The organism is Mesorhizobium sp. B2-8-1, from assembly GCF_006440955.1.
Lineage (GTDB): Bacteria > Pseudomonadota > Alphaproteobacteria > Rhizobiales > Rhizobiaceae > Mesorhizobium.
Genome location: NZ_VFTX01000001.1, coordinates 446,937 through 465,523 on the forward strand (window position 1 = coordinate 446,937; position 18,587 = coordinate 465,523).

The window sequence follows — 18,587 nt, forward strand, 5'->3', positions numbered from 1 at the left end:
GATTGGCGTACCGCAAGGAAGCACTCCTTCAGGGGTTGAATGCATGCGGCGGTGCGGGAGTCCCGACGCCTGCTTCATTTTTCGGCTTGCATTTGTTCTCGTTTTGTTCTAATATGCCCAACCTGAGTGAATTGGCGGACGAGATCAGTATGAGTGGGCAACCCGCATTCGGAACCGCGAAGAACGGCCAGGCCTTTTTCCGATGGGAACAGGCCGGGAAGCATTTCCACCGGCTGTTCTTTGCCATCCTCGTCGGCAGCGCGATTGCTGGTCGTCTCGCGCGAAAGGCCATTGCCTTGAACCGTGAGTTCGGATTGCAAGGCTGGCTGATTCCGGAAAATCACATCCACATCTCGCTTGTCGGCCTCGGCGACCATGAGGAATATCCGCAAGAGCTGGCAGAGGCCGCCTGTCATATCGGATCGATGATCGTTGCGAAGCCCTTCGAGGTGTCGTTCGATCGCCTGTCGGCTTTTGGCGGTGGTGCACTGGTCCTGCGCGGCAGCGATGGCAATCCGTCGCTGCAGAAGTTCTGGCGTGACCTGACGGCGGTGATCTCGGACAGCCCGCTAAAACCCTTTCTCACCAGGTCCATCGAACCGCATGTTACATTGCTTCGTGATGAAGTGGGCGTCCCCAGCATTCGCGAGCGGTCGATCGACCCGATCGGCTGGACTGTCCGGGATTTTGTGCTGATCCACAGTCTCATTGGGAAGGGCGCCTACAAGCAGCCCGGACGTTGGCGGCTGACCGGCCAGGACGATGCACTGCCCGCCATGTGAGAGCCTGCATCGTCCTCGCATAGTCCGCGCGGTCCATCATCCTGACATGGCATGTCAGCTACCAGACGGCACGACGATGGCAGGCCGCCAACCTTTCCCTATTTGCAATGCGTCTGAACAGGAGGAACACATGACCAACACGGAAATTGCCAAGGATTTCACGGAGCTTCTCAAGCGCGGTGACTACGAAAGTGCTGCCGAGAAATACAATGCCGACGACATCGTCAGCTATGAGGCCATGGAGGGGCCGATGGCCGTCTGCCGCGGCAAGGACGCCGTCAAGCAGAAAGGCCAGTGGTGGCAGGAAAACAACGAAGTCCATGGCGGCTCGGTCGAGGGCCCTTATGTCAACGGCGACCAGTTCGCCGTACGCTTTACATTTGACATAACGCCCAAGGCCACGGGCCAGCGTGTCACCATGGACGAGGTTGGCCTGTACACGGTCAAGAACGGCAAGATTGCCGAAGAGCGCTTCTATTATTGAGACGGGTTTTCGGCTGTCGGCACATTTCGCCGCATCCTGAGCGGCCAGGATCATGTCCTGGCCGCTATCCGACCTGATGCACATCGTCGTCACGGATGGGCGACCGCGCGCCCGCTAGTGAATAAACTTACTCTTCGATGGTTCTGCCGGGCCGCTGGCAAAGCGCGCCGGGGCTGCTTAATCTGCGGCCAGATTCGAAGTCCGGAAGGCACCTGTTTTGACGATCACCATGTACGGCATCACCACCTGCGACACGATCAGGAAGGCCCGCGTCTGGCTGGAGGGCCACGACGTGCCTTACCGGTTCCACGACTATCGGGCGGAAGGCATCGAGGCGGGCAGGCTGGATGGCTGGGTCCGCAAGGTCGGCTGGGAAAAGCTGCTCAATAAGGGCAGCACCACGTTCCGCGAGTTGCCGGACAAGGATAAGCAGGGCCTGGATGAAAAGAAGGCCAAGGCACTGATGCTGGCCAAGCCGACGATGATCAAACGGCCTGTGCTCGAGGTTGGCGACCGCATCCTGGTCGGGTTCAAGCCGGATGTTTATGAGGCGGCGGTGGTCGGGAAGTAGGGCGCGGTACACTCTCAGTTCGTCATCCTAGGGCGGAGCAGGGAGCGAAGCGACGCGGCGCAGACCCTAGGATCCATGCCGTGACTTTTGGGCGTCGCAGCCGTGCTGATTCTGCTCCGTTGCATTTCCGGACGGACGTCACGGCATGGATCCTCGGGTCAAGCCCGAGGATGACTAAGGGACAGGTCACTGTCCTCTCAGATACCCCGCCAGTGCCACGGCATTGTTGTGCGCCTCGTCATGGGCGCCGTAGAGCAGCGTCACCTTGCCGTCGCGGAGCAGGGCGCGCAGTTGCGCCACGGCCTCGCCATTGCCTTCCAGTTCGGCACGATACCGCTTCTGGAACTCGGCCCATCGTTCGGGCTCGTGCCCGAACCACTTGCGCAAGTCGGTGCTCGGCGCGATGTCCTTCAGCCATAGCGCCAGCGCGGCATGCTCCTTGCTGACGCCACGTGGCCAGACACGATCGACCAGGACCCGCTGCCCGTCATCGGGCGAGGGTGGTTCATACACCCGTTTGACCGCGATCTCGAAGGCCATCCGCTCTCCTTCGTGCGCTCCCGTCAGGCCCACTCGCCCTTGCGCATGACCGGCACGCGACTGCCGTCCCTGCCGACGCCGTCGATGTCGATCTTGTCCGAGCCGATCATCCAGTCGATGTGGATGAAGCTCTTGTTGCCACCGCGCTCCGCGATCTCGGCCTGGCTGAGCGAGGCGCCGTCGACGAAGCACTTCGAATAGCACTGGCCGAGCGCGATGTGGCAGGCGGCGTTTTCGTCGAACAGCGTGTTGAAGAACAACAGGCCGCTCGCCGAGATCGGCGAGGAATGCGGCACCAGCGCCACTTCGCCAAGCCGGCGTGCGCCCTCGTCGGTGTCCAGCACTTTCTTCAGCACGTCCTCGCCCTTCGAAGCCTTCGCCTCGACGATCCTGCCGCCCTCGAAACGCACCGAGATCTCGTCGATCAGCGTGCCCTGGTAGGAGAGCGGCTTGGTCGATGAAACATGGCCTTCAACCCGCCGCGCATGCGGCGTGGTGAAGACCTCCTCGGTCGGGATGTTGGGATTGCAGGTGACGCCGTTCTTGGCGGTGGAGGCGCCGCCCATCCACTCATGGCCGTCGGCCAGCCCGACCGTCAGGTCGGTGCCCGGCCCGGTGAAATGAAGCGCATGGAAAGCATGGCCGTTGAGCCATTCGGTGCGGCTGCGAAGGGCGGCATTGTGCGCCTTCCAGTTGCCGATCGGATCTTCCACGTCCACCCGCGAGGCGGCAAAGATGGCGTCGGCGAGCTTGGCCACCGCAACGTCGTCGGCATCATCGGGGAAGACCTGCTTGGCCCAGGCGAGATCGGGATAGGCGACGATGTTCCAGTTGATGTCGAAGCCGGTGATCTTTTCCAGCGCCGGCTGGTAGGCCATCGAATTGGCCTTGTTGGCGCGCGCCACGTTCGCCGGGTCCTGCGCCGACAGGAGCGAAGGATCTTCGCCGCGCACGGCAAGTCGCGCCGCATTGTTGGAGAAGGCTTTGGCCATGCCTTCATAGAGCCAGCCGGCGGCGCGGTCGAAGCCGGCGTCCGCGCCATAACGAAAGCGCGCCAGCGTGATCTCGTCATCGTTGAAGATCGGCGTCACCAGCCCCGCGCCGGCCTTGTAGGCATGCTCGACGATGCGCCGGGTCAGCGGCAGCGCGGCGATGGAGGAGGTCAGCACCAGGTCCTGCCCGGGCTGCAATTGCAGCCCCACTTTGATGGCGACTTCGGCCAGCCTGTCGAGCTTCACCGGGTCGATCGTTGCGGAAACGCCGCGCGAATGTGTGGTCATGATCCTGCCTGCCGTAGTTTGATGTCGGACTCTACATAGACCGGCGCCACGGTGCTTTCCACCGTGATCGCATCGGTCGTGCCCGTCTTCGCGGAGCCGAACCGCGCCATCGTCGCCTCGATCTCTTCCCTGATCCAGAGCTTGAAATCCCGGACCTTGCGGCTTTCGGCCTTGGCGGCGGAGGTCACCAGCCAATAGCCAAGCCCGCTCTGGGCGCGGATCCCGAACGGCGCGACGAGCCGCCCGTCCGCCAGCGCGTCGGCGGCGAGCAACTGCCAGCCCAGCATCACGCCATGGCCGGCAATCGCCGATTCCAGGCAAAGCATCGGATCGGTGAAGCGCGCGCCCTTCAGGAAGGTGACGGGTTCGACACCGGCTGCGGCGAACCAGCTTTCCCAGTTGATCATCGCCCGTTCGTCGGTGATCGCGCAGGTCTGGGCAAGGTCTTCGATCGCTTTCAGTTTCTTCGCTATCGAGGGCGCGCAGACCGGGAACACCTCTTGTGCCAAAAGCAACTCCGCCTTGCCGCCCGGCCATGTGCCGTCGCCAAGCCGGATGGCGATATCGATATCGGAATGGTCGAGGTCGGCCAGCCGCACCGAGGCGTCGATGCGCAACAGCACGTTGGGATGCCGGGTGAAGTGATGCGACAGCCGCGGCAGCAGCCATTTCGAGGCGAATGCCGGCGCCACGGAAACCACCAGCGTGCATTGTCGCGCCTCGTCGGCCAGCGCCACGGCCTGGGTGAGCTCGCGGAAACCCGCGCCGAGGCGCATCGCGAACATGGCGCCGAATTCGGTCAGGACCAGCCCCTTGGTCGTTCGCTCGAACACGGCCTGGCCGAGCTGCTGCTCCACGCGCTTTATCTGCTGGCTAACGGCGCTGGCCGAAACGTTGAGTTCGCCGGCGGCCGCGGCGAGCGAGCCGAGACGGGCGACGGTCTCCACGGCGCGAAGGCCGTTGAGGTGGACGCGGTTGAGCATGGCCATTGAGTTTTTCTAAACCAGCGGGGCTGAAATCTCAATTGAAAGTGATGCCGAAAACGCAGACTTTATTCACGGGACAGGCCTGCGGAGGCTGACATGTTGAGGCTGTTATCGTCGCTCAAGATAGTATTCCCTGTGCACGAGCCGCCATACGGTGGCGAAGCGGTCGCCTGGCTGGCCGATCCGCTTGCGCATCCCGTGCTCGACGCCATGTCGGAGCGTGAGCTCGGCGACATACCGTTCCGGCTGACGGCGCGACGCACCGCCCACGAGACGGCGCAAGCGGGCTGCCGCTGATTGGTGCTGACGGTCCGGCGCCTGGCCCAACGCAAGCACGTTGTGTCGCCGGTCTTCGCACTTATTGTGCACCGCGATGACATCCGCCACCTCAACAGCGCTGCGGTTCGCTTTCGCCGGCATGATCGCCATGGCTGTCGCCATGGGCATTGGTCGTTTCGTCTATACGCCGATCCTGCCCGGCATGATGGAAGAACTCCATCTGTCGGCGGCCGATGCGGGCTGGATCGCGTCGGCCAATTATCTCGGCTACCTCGCCGGCGCCTTTGCCGCGGCGGGCGGCTGGGCGCATGGGCGCGAGCGCCTGCTGATGCTGGCCGGCCTCGGCGCCAGCGCCTTGCTTGCCGCGCTGATGGGGCTGTCGGATACGATCGCCGCGTTTCTCGTCATCCGCTTTCTTGCAGGCCTGGCCAGCGCCTTTGTCATGGTGTTCCTGGCCAGCATTGTTTTCAGCCATCTTGCTGCGGCCGGCCGCAGCGATCTGCAGGCGTGGCATTTCGGCGGCGTCGGCCTCGGCATCGCCCTGTCCTCGGTGCTGATGGCGGCCCTGGTCAGCGAACATGCCGGCTGGGCGGCGGGCTGGCTGTGGTCGGCGGCGATCTCGGCTTGTGGCTTCGTCGTCGTGGCGCTGTTGGTGGACAGCGGTCCGCTGGCCAGCGGCGATACCGGCCGCGAGCCGGCGCTGCCAAAAGACCGCTCGCTGACCAAGGTGATCGTCGCTTACGGCTTGTTCGGCTTCGGCTACGTGGTAACGGCGACCTTTCTTGTCGCCATTGTCCGGCAAGGCGGCGGCGGACGCGTGTTCGAGGCGGTGGTCTGGATGGTCACCGGTCTTGCCGGCTTTCCCTCGGTCTGGCTCTGGCAGAAGATATCGGCACGGATCGGCCTTTACGCGACCTATGCGCTGGGATGTTTCGTCGAGGTCGTCGGCATTGTCGCAAGCGTCGCGGTGGGCGGGCGCACCGGGCCGCTGCTCGGCGGGCTGCTCGTTGGCGGCACGTTCATTGCCATCACCGCGATCGGCCTGCAGACCGCGCGGCAACTGGCGCCACAAGCTCCCCGGCGGACCTTCGCCTTGATGACGGCTTCGTTCGGTCTTGGCCAGATCATCGGCCCGATTGCCGCCGGGCTCCTGGCGCAGGCGTCGGGCGATTTCTTCCTTGCCTCGATCGCCGCCGCGGCCGTTCTGGTCGCCTCCGGCGTCATCACATGGTCGGCCGCGCCAAAATCGCCATGATTGTGGGTTTGCTCGGTGCCGGGCATCGGGCATGGGCATTTTCTTTCCCCCTAATGTGTGACTTTATGCCTGCTGAACCCAGCTGATTTGCGCAAAAATCGAGGAATTCGCCACAGTGTTCGTATCCTTCTTCCCGCAGCCGAAGCTGTTTTTCTCTTCGGCCGCCGTCTGGAGCCTTGCGGCAATCCTGTTCTGGTTTTTCGGGGGTGAGCAACTGGGCGCCGTCTTCGGCCTGCCGCCGGCAGCAGCCGGTGCACCGCCCATTATCGGCATCGCCGTCCTCGTCTCGAAGCCGTTTCTCTGGTTCTACATCTACTTCGCGTTCTGCGTGGTCGCTTTCTATGCGTTCTGGAGCTGGTATTCGCCGCATCCGTGGCAACGCTGGTCGATCCTGATGACGGCGGTCATCCTGTTCTTCATCTATTTCAATGTGCAGGTCAGCGTCGCCGTCAACGCCTGGTACGGGCCCTTCTTCGACTATGTGCAGGGGCTGATGTCGGGCACCGGAAAATCGACCAACGCCGAATTCTACATTGGGCTGGCCGATTTCTCGTGGCTTGCGCTGGTAGGCATGAACGTGCAGGTGGTCAACGCCTTCATCGTCAGCCACTGGATCTTCCGCTGGCGCACGGCGATGAACAACTATTTCGTCGAGAACTGGGGCAGGCTGCGCCACATCGAGGGCGCCTCGCAACGTATCCAGGAGGACACGATGCGGTTTTCCCAGATCATGGAAGATCTGGGTTCCAGCTTCGTCCAGTCGATCATGACGCTGATCGCCTTCCTGCCGGTCATGATCCAGTTGCAGGCCCATATAACCGAGTTGCCGATCATCGGCGCGATCCCCCAGCCATTGGTGGTCGCGGCACTGGCCTGGTGTCTGTTCGGAACGATTTCGGTCATGATCGCCGGCATGAAGCTTCCAGGGCTGCAGTTCCGCAACCAGCGCGTGGAGGCGGCCTACCGCAAGGAGCTCGTTTACGGCGAGGATCATGCCGACCGGGCCCAGCCCGCCACCACCGCCGCGCTGTTCGCCAATGTTCGCCACAATTATTTCCGGCTGTATTTCCACTACATCTATTTCAATGTCGTCCGGTACACCTACCTGCAGGCCGACAATATTTTCTCGCTGCTGATCCTCGGGCCGTCGCTGGTCGCCCACAAGATAACGTTCGGCGCGCTGAACCAGATCTCGAATGCATTCGGCAAGGTGACGGGTTCCTTGCAGTTCCTGCTCACCTCCTGGTCGACCATCGTCGAACTGCAATCGGTGCATAAGCGCCTGCGAGCCTTCGAGGCGACGCTGCAGGGCGAGCCGCTGCCGGAAATCGACCAGCGCTATCTGGCGCGGCAAGGCGCCGAGGATCCCGCTTAAGTCAGGAAAGACCTGGGTGCGAAACGGGTCGGCGGCTCAGCCGCCGACGGAAGCCTGCTTCTGGCCAGCACCCTGCCGCGATATGTAATCGCGAAAACTGATGCATTCGACGTCTGATTTGACGCAGACCTCGCCGGCAAAACGCTCCAGCGCGTTCCAGTAGGCGCCGTCATTCATCAGCGCGAAATGGAAGCCGAGTTGCAGCGGAACGCGCTTGCCCCGGTATTGATCCTCGAAGGCGGCGCGGAAAGCCTGGTAGGTGCGGTCCGCGAACTCGCCTGCCTTGCTCGGCCGCTCGAAGCCGCCGGAATGCCTGACATAGAGATTGTAGTCCATGGCGATCACCGGCCGCGATTTCGGTCCTTCCGGGATCTGCGGCAGTGAAAAGCGCGCGAGGCCGGCGGTGGTCGGCGGCTGGACCGGGCCGCGCGAGACGCCGCTGGCGTCGAACCGGTAACCGGCGGCGGGCAGCGCCTCGTAGAGCGCCTTGCTCGTCGACAGATAGGGCGCGCGGAAGCCAACCACCGCATGCCGCGCGAAATCGCGCCAGCCGGTCGGCTCGGGCTCGATGCCGTTGATCGCATAGGCGTTTTCGAGGATGTGCTCGAACGAGGCGAACTCCTTCAGCCAGTCGGCCTTGCTCCAGTCCTTGCCGTCGAAATGGCCGCAGCCATGACTGGCGATGTCATGGCCTTCCGATGCCGCAAGCCCGATCTGCTCCAGCCGCTGGCTCACTTCCTGCGTCGAGGCGGCGAAGCCGATGTTGGATTTGCCCGATGTCTTGCCCGGCGCGGTGTATTGGCTGCGCGTTTCGGGTGACAGCAGGAAGACACAGGAGAGGAAATAGGTGAAATGCGCTCCGGTGCGCTTCGCCAGCGCCCGGCTGCGCTTCCATTGCGAGATGTCGCGGGCGCTGTCGAAGGAGATGATGACGACCTGCTTCGGTCTTGCCGGCAAAGGCGCCCGCGAGCCGGGTGGATCGGCGAAAGCCGCACCGGCCGTGGCGAGCGAAGCGAGACAGAACGCGGCAACGCGAGACGAAAAGGATATTGGCAACAGCTACTGACCCCGGGCGGTTTTGGCCCCGCTATAGCGCAAATGTGGCGTGGGTGCGGTGGCCTTTTCGTCCGTTTGCCCCGCGAATAGGTGATTTTCCGGTCGAACCCCTTCCATGCCGACAAAATTTCGCTAAAACGCGGGCTCGCGAACGCTCCGGCCCGGGGCAGGAATGGTTTTATTGATGTCCGACGACAGTTTTATCCGTGAAGTCAATGACGAGATCCGTCGCGAACAGGCGCAGAAGCTGTGGGACCGTTTCGGCCCGGCCCTGCTTGTGGTCGCGGTGCTGGTCGTGCTCGGCACCGCCGCCTTCGTCGGCTACCGCTACTGGGACGAGACCCGCGCCAACCGTTCGGGCGATGCCTTCTCGCAAGCGTTGAAGCTGGCCAATGACGGCAAGAACGACGAGGCGCTGGCCGCGCTCGATCAATTGGAGAAGGATGGCTACGGCGCCTATCCGCTGCTCGCCCGCATGCGCGCGGCCACCGTCAAGGCCGACAAGGGCGACGTCGACGCAGCCGTCAAGGATTTCGACGAGGTGGCGGCCGACGCCGCCATTCCCCAGGGCATTCGCGACATGGCGCGGTTGAGGGCGGCGCTGCTGCTGGTCGATCACGGCTCCTTCGCCGATGTGTCGAGCCGCGTCGAGGCCCTGACCTCGGACACCAACACGCTGCGCCACACCGCGCGCGAGGCGCTCGGGCTGGCCGCCTGGAAGGAAGGCAAGACCCAGGATGCGCTGAAGCTGTTCGACCAGATCGCCGCCGATGACGGTGCCCCGCGCAACACCCGCGAACGGGCGACCCTGATGTCCGAGCTGATCCGCGGCTCGGGCAGTGCGTCGTGACATATGAGCTTCAAAGTCGCCATCATCGGCCGGCCTAACGTCGGCAAATCGACTCTTTTCAATCGGCTGGTGGGAAGGAAGCTGGCGCTTGTCGATGACACGCCGGGCGTCACCCGCGACCGCCGCGTCCATGCGGCAAAGCTTTACGACCTGCATTTCGACGTCATCGACACTGCGGGTTTCGAGGACGCCGCCGCCTCGACGCTGCCCGGCCGCATGCGTGCGCAGACCGAGATCGCTATCCGTGAGGCCGACCTGATCTTCTTCACCGTCGACGCCAAATCCGGCCTGTTGCCGGACGACCGGACCTTTGCCGAGATCGTGCGCAAATCCGGCAAGCCGGTCGTGCTGGTCGCCAACAAGGCCGAGGCGAAGGGCGCGCAGGGCGGCATGCTGGAGGCCTGGGAGCTCGGGCTTGGCGAGCCGGTTCCGGTCTCGGCCGAACACGGCCAAGGCATGCCCGACCTGCGCGACGCGGTGATCGCCGCACTTGGCGAGGCGAGAGCCTTTGGCGAAGATGAGGACGACGACGAGGAGATCGCCTCCAGCGAGGTGCTGATCGGCGAGGATATCGCCGATCCCGACGCCGACGAGGTGCCGGCCTATGACGACACCAAGCCGATGCGCATTGCCGTCGTCGGCCGCCCCAATGCCGGCAAGTCGACGCTGATCAACGCACTGATCGGCGAGGAGCGGCTTTTGACCGGACCGGAAGCCGGCATCACCCGCGATTCCATCTCGGTCGATTGGGACTGGCGCGGCCGCCGTATAAAATTGTTCGACACCGCCGGCATGCGCCGCAAGGCCAGGATCCATGAAAAGCTCGAGGTCATGTCGGTGCAGGATGGCCTGCGCGCCATCCGCTTCGCCGAGATCGTCATCATCGTGCTCGACGCCACCATCCCTTTCGAGAAGCAGGATCTCCAGATCGCCGACCTGATCATCCGCGAGGGCCGCGCGCCGGTGATCGCCTTCAACAAATGGGACCTGATCGACAATCCGCAGGAACTCTTGGCCGAACTGCGCGAAAAGACCGAACGGCTTTTGCCGCAGGCGCGCGGCATGCAGGCGGTGACGGTTTCGGCCGAGACCGGACGGGGCCTCGACAAGCTCATGGAAGCCGTCATCCGCACGCACAAGGTCTGGAACAGCCGCGTCTCGACCGGCAGGCTCAATCGCTGGCTGGAAGGCATTCTTGCGCATCATCCGCCGCCCGCGGTTGCCGGTCGCCGGCTGAAGGTCAAATATGTCACGCAGGCCAAGACGCGCCCGCCGGGCTTCGTCGTCTCGTGCTCGCGCCCGGATGCGATGCCGCAATCCTATGTCCGCTATCTCACCAACAGCCTGCGCGAAGCCTTCGACATGCCGGGCGTACCGATCCGCATGGCGTTGAGGACTTCGGACAATCCCTTTGCCGGCAGGGCCAAGAAGCGCTGACGTCCGGGGGAAGGGTGCCAACCCTTCGACGCGGTGTAGACCCTGGAATGACGAAGAGGGGTTGCGACCAGGGCCTAGGCGACCTTCAGCAGGTTCTCATCCGTCCGCGCGCCCTCCGGTAGTGCCTGCCGCGCCGCTTCCAGCAGGATATCGGCGAGGCGGGCGGCCACCGGTTCGGGTTCGGCATCCCTGCGGTGCAGGAACAGCGTCATCCTGGGCAGCGCCGGCAGACCGGCAATCTCCGGCGTCATCGCGCTGACGCTGGCCGGCAGGCCGATGTCGGTGCGGATCGTCAGCCCGAGCCCGGCTGCAACAGCCGCCCAGATGCCACCAAGGCTCGGGCTGGAGAAGGCCATGCGCCAGGGCAGGCCGGCGCGGTCGAGCGTTTCGGTTGCGACCGTGCGCAACAGGCAAGGTGCTTCCAGCGCCACCAGCGGCAGCGGCTCGCCATGGCGCAGGCTGGTCTCGATGCGCTTTGCCGGGCCGATCCAGCGCATCTGCACGTCGGCGACATGCTGGCTGTATGGCAGCGTCGCGCCGCTGTGCCAGGCAAGTGCGATGTCCAGGCTGCCCGAGATGATCCGCTCCGCGAGCTCATGGCTGCGCGCGATGCGGGCCTCGATCTTGACTTTGGGATGGGCACGGGCGAAGCGGCCGAGCACGTCAGGTAGCACCGCCTCGCCAAAATCCTCCTGCAGGCCGAGCCGCACCCAGCCTTCCAGCTCGACATCATGGATGGCGGCGGCCGCCTCGTCATTGAGCTCGACCAGCCGCCGCGCATAGCCGAGCATGGTCTCGCCAGCTTCCGTCAGTGCCAGCCCGCGTCCCGACTTGCGGAAGATAGGCGTCGCCGCCTGCTCCTCCAGTTTCTTCAACTGCGCGCTGACCGCCGAGGTCGAGCGGCCAAGCCGGTCGGCCGCCTTGGCGAAGCTGCCAAGCTCCATTCCGGTGACGAAGCTTCTGAGGACGTCGAGGTCGAATGTCACGCGTCGCATGATAATCCCGTTTTTTAGGATTGTGCGTCAAAAACTTCCTGATTTTATGGACAAAGCTATGGCGATAGACATGCGCCGTCAAGGCCGGTCACCGGGCTGCAAACGGGAATGAAACCATGTCCGCCATCGTCACCCGCACCGATTGTCAGTCGACGCCACGGGCCGAAGGCTCCGGCTCCAGGACCTTCACGCCCAATCACCGCTGGAAGGTGCTGGGCATCGGCGTCGCCGCCAATGCCGGTTTTTCCGCTACTTTCTCCGGCATACCGGCAACCGCGGTGCTGATGCGGCAGGGCTATCATCTCGGCAATGCTCAGCTCGGCCTGGCGCTTGGCCTTCTCGGTCTGGGCGTTGCGCTCAGCGAACTGCCCTGGGGCCTGCTCACCGATCGCTGGGGCGATCGCCGTGTGCTTTTGACCGGGCTCGGCGCCACGGCGGCATGGCTGTTCCTGATGGCGTTGCTTGTCGTTCCATCCCCGTCCGGCGTGCCGGGCGTTCATGTCCTGGCCGCCGCCTTGCTCGCCACCGGCCTGCTCGGCGGCAGCGTCAACGGTTCGAGCGGCCGCGCCATCATGGGCTGGTTCCGCGAAGGCGAACGCGGATTCGCCATGAGCATCCGGCAGACGGCGGTGCCGCTTGGCGGCGGGCTGGGCGCTCTTGTCCTGCCCTTGCTTGCCGCCACGCATGGCTTCGCGGCGGTCTATGGCCTGCTCGCCGCCTTCTCCGTGATCTCCGCTATCTTCGCCTGGCGCTGGCTGCACGAACCGCCGACACAGGGTTCGGCCGCGCCGACCGTTCTGGCCGGGCCCCGGCCGCTGCGCAATGTCGAGGTCTGGCGCATCGCAGCGGCCATCGGCCTGCTGTGCTTTCCGCAAGTGGCCGTACTCACCTTCGCATCGGTCTTCCTGCACGACTTCGCCGGCATGGGGACCCTGGCCACCAGCGCAAGCCTCGCCGCCGTGCAGGCCGGCGCCATGGCGATGCGCGTCTGGAGCGGGCGCTTCACCGACCGCCACGGTAATCGCAGGCCGTTCCTGCGCCTGTGCAGTGCGCTCAGCGCGCTTGCCTTCACGCTGCTCTGGCTGCTGGTCCTGGCCGGCCCGACCACATCAGGCGGCCAGCCCGTCGCTATGGCCACGCTTCCCGTGATGCTGATTGTCGCAGGCATCCTGGTCTCCACCTGGCATGGCGTCGCCTACACCGAGCTTGCCACGCTTGCCGGCGCCGGCCATGTCGGCACAGCGCTCAGCCTCGCCAACAGCTTCGTTTTCATAGGCTTCTTCCTGGTTCCGGTGGCCATTCCGGGGCTCTTGCATCTCTGGTCCTGGCCCGGCGTCTGGTTGTCGGCTGCGGCGTGCGCGTTGATCGCGTGGCCCATCTTCCTGCGGCCGGCCTCCATGTCCGTCCCGCCGCAAAACCGCCCCACTTCGCAACCACGAGCCTGAGCCGACCGGGAAAACCCGATCGAAGCTGTTAACGTCCCATCAAGGTTAATGCATCATTTTGCTCTCCAGTGGGGTCAGTAGCGTTCCTGGAGAGAGTTCCGTGCATCGACGTGTCTTGACGCGCCTTGTTGCCGTCGCCGGTGAGAAGAAACGCAGCCTCGTGGCACCTTTCATCGTCGGCCTCGGCATCTGGATCGGATTTCCGACGGTTTCCGCCTACCAGGATATGACGAGCCTCGTTTCCGGCCTCGAGGCGCCGACCCGCTGGAATTCCTATGTCGAGAAATCCGTCGCCGGATCGGTCCATGCCGCCGAGATGCCGTTTGTCGACGACGCTGTGACGGGTTCGCTCTCCGGATCGGGGGTGCGCCTGCCCGGCGTCGGCGCCGTCTCCTTTCGCGGCAAGGGCGGCAAGGTCAGCACTACGCCCGATGAGGACCGCATCGTGCGCGCCGACAAGAAGGGCCGCATCGTCCAGATCTCTCCCGTCGCCCCGCCGAAGAACTTCAACGCCGGCTCGATCTTCGAGCGCACCTCATCCCTGCTGCGGCCCAGCATGGACAGCGGCCTGAAGATGGCTTTCGCCAAACCCGAGATCAAAGGCAAGGAAATCCAGATCGCCGCGGCATTCCACGCGCGTGAGGACAAGAAGCCGGATCCCGGCGTGTCGCCCATGCTTGCCGCCCTGGTCAACAACGATCATCCGGATGTGCTGGCGACGGCCTATGCGCAGGCCGCGCCCGATTATGCCAAGGCGTCGCCCTTCGAGGCCCTGCTCCAGGACGAGGAGCCCAACAACGGCCGTTTCATCCCGCCGATGGCCAAGGGCGACCATTCGTGGATCCAGAATCCACTTCCGGCGAGCGTCTTCTCCAAGCCCGAGCAGAAATGCCTGGCCAACGGCATCTATTTCGAGGCGCGGGGCGAATCCGTGCGCGGCCAGGCCGCCGTCGCCCAGGTCATCCTCAACCGTGTCCGCAATCCGGCCTATCCCAATTCGATCTGCGGCGTCGTCTACCAGAACGACAGCTGGTTCAACCGTTGCCAGTTCTCCTTCGCCTGCGACGGCAGGAAGAAGCGCATCGACAACCCGGTCGCCTACAAGACTGCGCAGGACGTCGGCATGGCGGTGACCGCCGGCAAGGTCTTCATTCCCGAAGTCGGATCGTCGACCCACTATTATGCCAATTACGTCCATCCCAACTGGGCGCGCACGATGCAGAAGATGACCAAGATCGGCCTGCATATCTTCTATCGCACCTATGGCGGCGGCTGGAGCTGAACGCCCGATAGGCGTCCATATTTTTGCGCGGCTGCGCGGTCTCTCGAAGAGCCGTCGCGCGGAGGATTCGCGCAAGGCGTCCGCGTCGCCATGGCGGGCACGATGTCGCACCTCTATACTGCATTGATTTCATTGTATAAAATACATGGTAACGAACTTCCGCCCGTGGCTTGACGGGCGCAAACCCTCTAACTATGTTGCCGGCGACTTTAGAAGCGGACGGACGGTGACGGTCTGCCCGGGCAGGGGGGTTGCGATGGCCGATGAAACTGGGCCAGGCGGAACCGGAGAAACCGGCCGCGGCAAGCAGCACGAAGCCGCCATCCGCGACGACGAACTTGAGCGCCGCCGGCGTGAACTTGAAGCATCGCTTGCGACAAGACGGCCGGACCGGCTCGAGGGGAAAGACGCGAAACCAGTGACCGGATACGGTCAGGCACTCAAGCTGTCCAGCGAGTTCATCGCCGGGGTGGTGGTCGGTGCCGGCATCGGCTGGATCATCGACCGTCTGGCGGGGACATCGCCATGGGGTCTGATCGTGTTTCTGCTGCTTGGTTTTGGCGCGGGCGTGCTCAATGTCATGCGTTCGGCAGGCGTTGTGGCGGAATTCGGACAGGGCGACAAATCGCGCTCTGGCCGCGACGACAGCAAGTGACCGCCCTTCAGGCGGCATTTGGAAATAGCCGCCTTTCGACGGGCGGCATGGTAACAAGGCCGCATGCGGCACTGACGGGGTTTGAACGTGGCAGCTGACAAGGTCGATCCGATCCACCAGTTCCATATCAACAAGCTGATACCGATCGATATCGGCGGCTACGACTTGTCCTTTACCAATTCGGCGCTGTTCATGGTCGCGACCGTGGTTGTCGCCGCGGCATTCCTGTTTCTGACGACGTCGAGCCGCAGCCTCGTTCCCGGCCGGCTGCAATCGATCTCCGAAATGGCCTATGAATTCGTCGGCAACATGTTGCGCGACGCCGCCGGCACGCAGGGCATGAAGTTCTTTCCCTTCGTGTTTTCCCTGTTCATGTTCGTGCTGGTCGCCAACCTGCTTGGCCTGTTCCCCTATTTCTTCACCGTCACCAGCCACATCATCGTCACCTTCGGCCTCGCCGTCTTGGTTATCGGCACCGTGATCGTCTACGGTTTCGGCAAGCACGGCCTTGGTTTCCTCAAGCTGTTCGTGCCGCAAGGCGTGCCGGTGTTCCTGCTGCCGCTGGTGGTGCTGATCGAAGTGATCTCCTTCGTCTCGCGCCCTGTCAGCCTCTCGGTTCGTCTGTTCGCCAACATGCTCGCCGGGCACATCACGCTGAAGGTCTTCTCCGGCTTCGTCGTCAGCCTCTCGGCGCTGGGCGCGGTCGGCGTCGCTGGCTCGGTGCTGCCGCTGGCGATGGCCGTGGCGTTGACCGCGCTCGAACTGCTGGTCGCCTTCCTTCAGGCCTATGTGTTCGCGGTGCTGACCTGCATGTATCTCAACGACGCCCTGCACCCGGGGCACTGATAAAAAATTTCCGGCGCAAGAGTTTTCAACATTGCCGCCGGAATGGAATCGCAACGGAATTTCAGATCCAAAGGAGTTGAACAAATGGACGTAGAAGCAGCAAAGTACATCGGCGCCGGCATCGCTTGCCTCGGCATGGGCGGCGCGGGCATTGGCCTCGGCAACATCTTCGGCAGCTATCTCTCGGGCGCGCTGCGCAACCCGTCGGCCGCCGATGGCCAGTTCGGCCGTCTGATCTTCGGCTTCGCCGTGACCGAAGCTCTGGGCATCTTCTCGCTTCTCATCGCGCTGCTGGCCCTGTTCGGCTGAGCCCCTGTTTGGCTGAGCCGCTATTTGGCTAAGCTATGGGAAGATTGGACAGGCCGGCCGCGAGAGCGGCGGGTCTGATATCAGGGGATAGTCCATGTTCGTGACATCTGCCTTTGCGCAAGAGTCCGCGCCTGCCACCGAGGCTGGCCACGCTGCGACGGAAGGCGACACGCATTCCGGCACCAGCGTGCCTGCCGAAGCTCATGGCATGTTTCCGCCATTCGATCCGGCGACGTTTCCGTCGCAGCTTCTTTGGCTGGCGATCACGTTCGGGCTCTTCTACCTCTTCCTGAAGAGGGTGGTGGTGCCGCGCGTCGGCGGCATCATCGATGTCCGCAACGACCGTATCAGCCAGGATCTCGATCAGGCCGCGAAGTTGAAGGGCGAGGCCGACGCCGCCGTTGCTGCTTACGAGCAGGAGCTGGCGGAAGCCAAGAAGAACGCCAACGCCATCGGCCAGCAGGCCAATGACGCGGCCAAGGCGGAAGCCGAGACCGCGCGCAAGAAGATCGAGGCCGCGCTCGACGAGAAGCTCGGCGAGGCCGAGGCGCGCATCTCTTCCATCAAGGCCAACGCCATGAAGGAAGTCGGCAGCATCGCCGAGGACACTGCCTCGGCGATCGTCGAGGCGCTGGTCGGCGGCAAGGCCAGCAAGGCCGAGATCGCGGCCGCGGTCAAGTCCGTGGCCGGGTGAGGAGCGCATCATGGACGCCACATCTCTTGCAACGCTCTGGGCCACGATCGCCCTGGTCATCTTTTTGGGTATCGCCATCTACATCAAGGTGCCCCGCCTGATCGCCAAGGCGCTCGATGCCCGCGCCGCCAGGATCAGCAGCGAGCTTGACGAGGCGCGCAGGCTGCGCGAGGAGGCCCAGCAGTTGCTTGGCCAATACCAGCGCAAGCGCAAGGAAGCCGAGCAGGAGGCCGCAGACATCGTCGCCGCGGCCAAGCGCGAAGCCGAACTGCTCGCCGCCGAGGCGCACAAGAAGACCGAGGACTACGTCGCGCGGCGCACCGCTCTTGCCGAACAGAAGATCGGCCAGGCCGAGCGCGAGGCGATCGGCGAAGTGCGCGCCAGCGCCGTCGACATCGCCGTCGAAGCCGCTCGCACGCTGCTCGCCGGCAAGATCGACGCCAAGGCAGGAGCCGACCTGTTCAAGACCTCGCTCGCCGATGTGAAGGCGAAGCTGAACTGAGTTGATCGCATCGAACAATCAAAGGCTGCCTGGGAAACCCGGCGGCTTTTTTGTTGGCTGGGATAATCTCCCCCCTCGAGGGGGAGATGTCGCCGAAGGCGACAGAGGGAGTCGGTACGTCCTGGCGCGACCTTCTGTCCGGCGAAAGAGCAGGTCGGCGCTTCACGCGCGGCGACCCCCTCTGGCCTGTCGGCCATCTCGCCCCTCCAGGGTTTCTCGTGGGGGGAGATATGCGCTCGGCTGCTTTCGCCCTAATCCAGCCCGGCGAAGCTCTCTTCTTCCACCACCTCGGCACCTTCAAGCCTGAATGGCGCGAACGACACGCGGTGCAGCCGCGCCACCGGCCCGTGCGTCTCGATCGCGGTGCGATGGCGGACCGTGGCATAGCCCATATGCACTTCGAAGCCGTAGTGCTGGTGATGGCTGCCGCAGCCGCACATCATGCGGTCGCGCATCACCTTGGCGACGATCGAGGCGGCGGCGATGGATTGCGAGCGCTGGTCGCCCTTGATCAGCGCGCGCCCCGTGCAAGGCAGGCCCGGCGGCACGTCGCGCCCATCGGCAAGCGCGAGCTTCGGCTGCACCGGCAGGCCGGCGACCGCACGGCGCATCGCCTCCAGGCTCGCCTTGAGGATGTTGCTGCCGTCAATGCCCTCGGCGCTGACCGAGGCCATCGACACGCCGAGCGCGGAGCCGATGATGCGCACGAACAGCGCCTCGCGTTGCAAATGGCTGAGCCGTTTGGAATCGTCGAGGCCGTCAGGGATGTTGGCAGGGTCGAGCACGACCGCAGCCGCCACCACCGGTCCGGCCAGCGGGCCGCGTCCGGCCTCGTCCATCCCCGCGACCGGCCACAGGCCTTCGGCCATCGCCTTCGTCTCGAAGGAGAAATCGGGTTTCTCGACGATTTCGAAGAGAGGCGGAGAATCAGAACGCGCGCGAGCCATGTTGCGGCGAGGTTCGC

General features: G+C 64.0%; 21 protein-coding genes. 15 read left to right on the forward strand and 6 right to left on the reverse strand.

Annotated features, from left to right (window positions below; genetic code table 11):
• Nucleotides 1-2: 2 nt before the first annotated feature.
• From FJ428_RS02160 to FJ428_RS02170, 3 genes are all read left to right on the forward strand, one after another.
• The gene (locus FJ428_RS02160; protein WP_224519180.1) at nucleotides 3-782 is read left to right on the forward strand and encodes a 2'-5' RNA ligase family protein; all 780 of its coding nucleotides are present in this window, start codon (nucleotides 3-5) and stop codon (nucleotides 780-782) included.
• Between the two features lie 130 nt (nucleotides 783-912).
• Complete coding sequence (locus FJ428_RS02165; RefSeq protein ID WP_140497937.1) at nucleotides 913-1,266, forward strand: nuclear transport factor 2 family protein; 354 nt, start codon at nucleotides 913-915, stop codon at nucleotides 1,264-1,266.
• A 217-nt stretch (nucleotides 1,267-1,483) separates the two neighbouring features.
• Nucleotides 1,484-1,837, forward strand: coding sequence for an ArsC family reductase (locus FJ428_RS02170; RefSeq protein WP_140520840.1), 354 nt, complete (start codon nucleotides 1,484-1,486; stop codon nucleotides 1,835-1,837).
• Nucleotides 1,838-2,023: 186 nt separating this feature from the next.
• On the opposite strand, the gene FJ428_RS02175 is transcribed toward FJ428_RS02170, so the two are convergent.
• From FJ428_RS02175 to FJ428_RS02185, 3 genes are read right to left on the reverse strand one after another with little or no spacing between them, the layout of a single operon-like run.
• Nucleotides 2,024-2,377 (reverse strand): DUF488 domain-containing protein, encoded by a 354-nt coding sequence (locus FJ428_RS02175; RefSeq protein ID WP_140559348.1) that lies wholly within the window; start codon nucleotides 2,375-2,377, stop codon nucleotides 2,024-2,026.
• A 23-nt stretch (nucleotides 2,378-2,400) separates the two neighbouring features.
• Entirely contained in the window at nucleotides 2,401-3,657 is a 1,257-nt protein-coding gene (locus FJ428_RS02180; protein WP_140514741.1) for an aminopeptidase, read from the reverse strand.
• The gene (locus FJ428_RS02185; RefSeq protein ID WP_140878854.1) at nucleotides 3,654-4,646 is read right to left on the reverse strand and encodes a LysR substrate-binding domain-containing protein; all 993 of its coding nucleotides are present in this window, start codon (nucleotides 4,644-4,646) and stop codon (nucleotides 3,654-3,656) included. The genes FJ428_RS02180 and FJ428_RS02185 overlap by 4 nt, the downstream gene beginning before the upstream one ends.
• A gap of 93 nt (nucleotides 4,647-4,739) precedes the next feature.
• Here FJ428_RS02185 and FJ428_RS02190 point away from each other — a divergent pair, with 93 nt between their 5' ends.
• From FJ428_RS02190 to sbmA, 3 genes are all read left to right on the forward strand, one after another.
• On the forward strand, nucleotides 4,740-4,940 hold the full coding sequence (locus tag FJ428_RS02190) for a hypothetical protein (protein ID WP_140497946.1): 201 nt from the start codon (nucleotides 4,740-4,742) through the stop codon (nucleotides 4,938-4,940).
• A gap of 76 nt (nucleotides 4,941-5,016) precedes the next feature.
• Nucleotides 5,017-6,177 (forward strand): YbfB/YjiJ family MFS transporter, encoded by a 1,161-nt coding sequence (locus FJ428_RS02195; RefSeq protein WP_140559351.1) that lies wholly within the window; start codon nucleotides 5,017-5,019, stop codon nucleotides 6,175-6,177.
• A 115-nt stretch (nucleotides 6,178-6,292) separates the two neighbouring features.
• Nucleotides 6,293-7,552, forward strand: a complete 1,260-nt coding sequence (sbmA, locus tag FJ428_RS02200) for a peptide antibiotic transporter SbmA (protein ID WP_140497950.1) — start codon at nucleotides 6,293-6,295, stop codon at nucleotides 7,550-7,552.
• Between the two features lie 36 nt (nucleotides 7,553-7,588).
• On the opposite strand, the gene FJ428_RS02205 is transcribed toward sbmA, so the two are convergent.
• Complete coding sequence (locus tag FJ428_RS02205) at nucleotides 7,589-8,602, reverse strand: polysaccharide deacetylase (RefSeq protein ID WP_140878974.1); 1,014 nt, start codon at nucleotides 8,600-8,602, stop codon at nucleotides 7,589-7,591.
• Nucleotides 8,603-8,792: 190 nt separating this feature from the next.
• Here FJ428_RS02205 and FJ428_RS02210 point away from each other — a divergent pair, with 190 nt between their 5' ends.
• Both FJ428_RS02210 and der read left to right on the forward strand, forming a co-directional pair.
• Nucleotides 8,793-9,458 carry a tetratricopeptide repeat protein gene (locus FJ428_RS02210; protein ID WP_140514747.1) on the forward strand — a complete coding sequence of 222 codons (666 nt, stop codon included), beginning with the start codon at nucleotides 8,793-8,795 and terminating at the stop codon, nucleotides 9,456-9,458.
• A 3-nt stretch (nucleotides 9,459-9,461) separates the two neighbouring features.
• Nucleotides 9,462-10,895, forward strand: a complete 1,434-nt coding sequence (gene der / locus FJ428_RS02215) for a ribosome biogenesis GTPase Der (RefSeq protein WP_140497954.1) — start codon at nucleotides 9,462-9,464, stop codon at nucleotides 10,893-10,895.
• A 74-nt stretch (nucleotides 10,896-10,969) separates the two neighbouring features.
• Here the strand turns inward: der and FJ428_RS02220 are convergent, their stop codons facing one another.
• Nucleotides 10,970-11,890, reverse strand: coding sequence for a LysR substrate-binding domain-containing protein (locus tag FJ428_RS02220; protein WP_140497956.1), 921 nt, complete (start codon nucleotides 11,888-11,890; stop codon nucleotides 10,970-10,972).
• Between the two features lie 116 nt (nucleotides 11,891-12,006).
• Here FJ428_RS02220 and FJ428_RS02225 point away from each other — a divergent pair, with 116 nt between their 5' ends.
• From FJ428_RS02225 to FJ428_RS02255, 7 genes are all read left to right on the forward strand, one after another.
• A complete protein-coding gene (locus tag FJ428_RS02225; protein ID WP_140649053.1) occupies nucleotides 12,007-13,335 on the forward strand; it encodes an MFS transporter in 1,329 nt (442 codons plus the stop codon).
• A gap of 100 nt (nucleotides 13,336-13,435) precedes the next feature.
• Nucleotides 13,436-14,617 (forward strand): cell wall hydrolase, encoded by a 1,182-nt coding sequence (locus FJ428_RS02230; protein WP_140559353.1) that lies wholly within the window; start codon nucleotides 13,436-13,438, stop codon nucleotides 14,615-14,617.
• A gap of 256 nt (nucleotides 14,618-14,873) precedes the next feature.
• Nucleotides 14,874-15,272, forward strand: coding sequence for an AtpZ/AtpI family protein (locus FJ428_RS02235; RefSeq protein WP_140728127.1), 399 nt, complete (start codon nucleotides 14,874-14,876; stop codon nucleotides 15,270-15,272).
• An 87-nt stretch (nucleotides 15,273-15,359) separates the two neighbouring features.
• Nucleotides 15,360-16,118 carry a F0F1 ATP synthase subunit A gene (locus tag FJ428_RS02240; protein ID WP_140497962.1) on the forward strand — a complete coding sequence of 253 codons (759 nt, stop codon included), beginning with the start codon at nucleotides 15,360-15,362 and terminating at the stop codon, nucleotides 16,116-16,118.
• A gap of 84 nt (nucleotides 16,119-16,202) precedes the next feature.
• Nucleotides 16,203-16,427, forward strand: a complete 225-nt coding sequence (locus FJ428_RS02245; protein WP_140497964.1) for a F0F1 ATP synthase subunit C — start codon at nucleotides 16,203-16,205, stop codon at nucleotides 16,425-16,427.
• Nucleotides 16,428-16,521: 94 nt separating this feature from the next.
• The gene (locus FJ428_RS02250) at nucleotides 16,522-17,121 is read left to right on the forward strand and encodes a F0F1 ATP synthase subunit B (RefSeq protein ID WP_140497966.1); all 600 of its coding nucleotides are present in this window, start codon (nucleotides 16,522-16,524) and stop codon (nucleotides 17,119-17,121) included.
• Nucleotides 17,122-17,131: 10 nt separating this feature from the next.
• Nucleotides 17,132-17,623, forward strand: coding sequence for a F0F1 ATP synthase subunit B (locus tag FJ428_RS02255; RefSeq protein ID WP_140514758.1), 492 nt, complete (start codon nucleotides 17,132-17,134; stop codon nucleotides 17,621-17,623).
• Between the two features lie 251 nt (nucleotides 17,624-17,874).
• On the opposite strand, the gene FJ428_RS02260 is transcribed toward FJ428_RS02255, so the two are convergent.
• Nucleotides 17,875-18,570, reverse strand: coding sequence for a ribonuclease HII (locus tag FJ428_RS02260; RefSeq protein WP_140514759.1), 696 nt, complete (start codon nucleotides 18,568-18,570; stop codon nucleotides 17,875-17,877).
• Nucleotides 18,571-18,587: the final 17 nt, after the last annotated feature.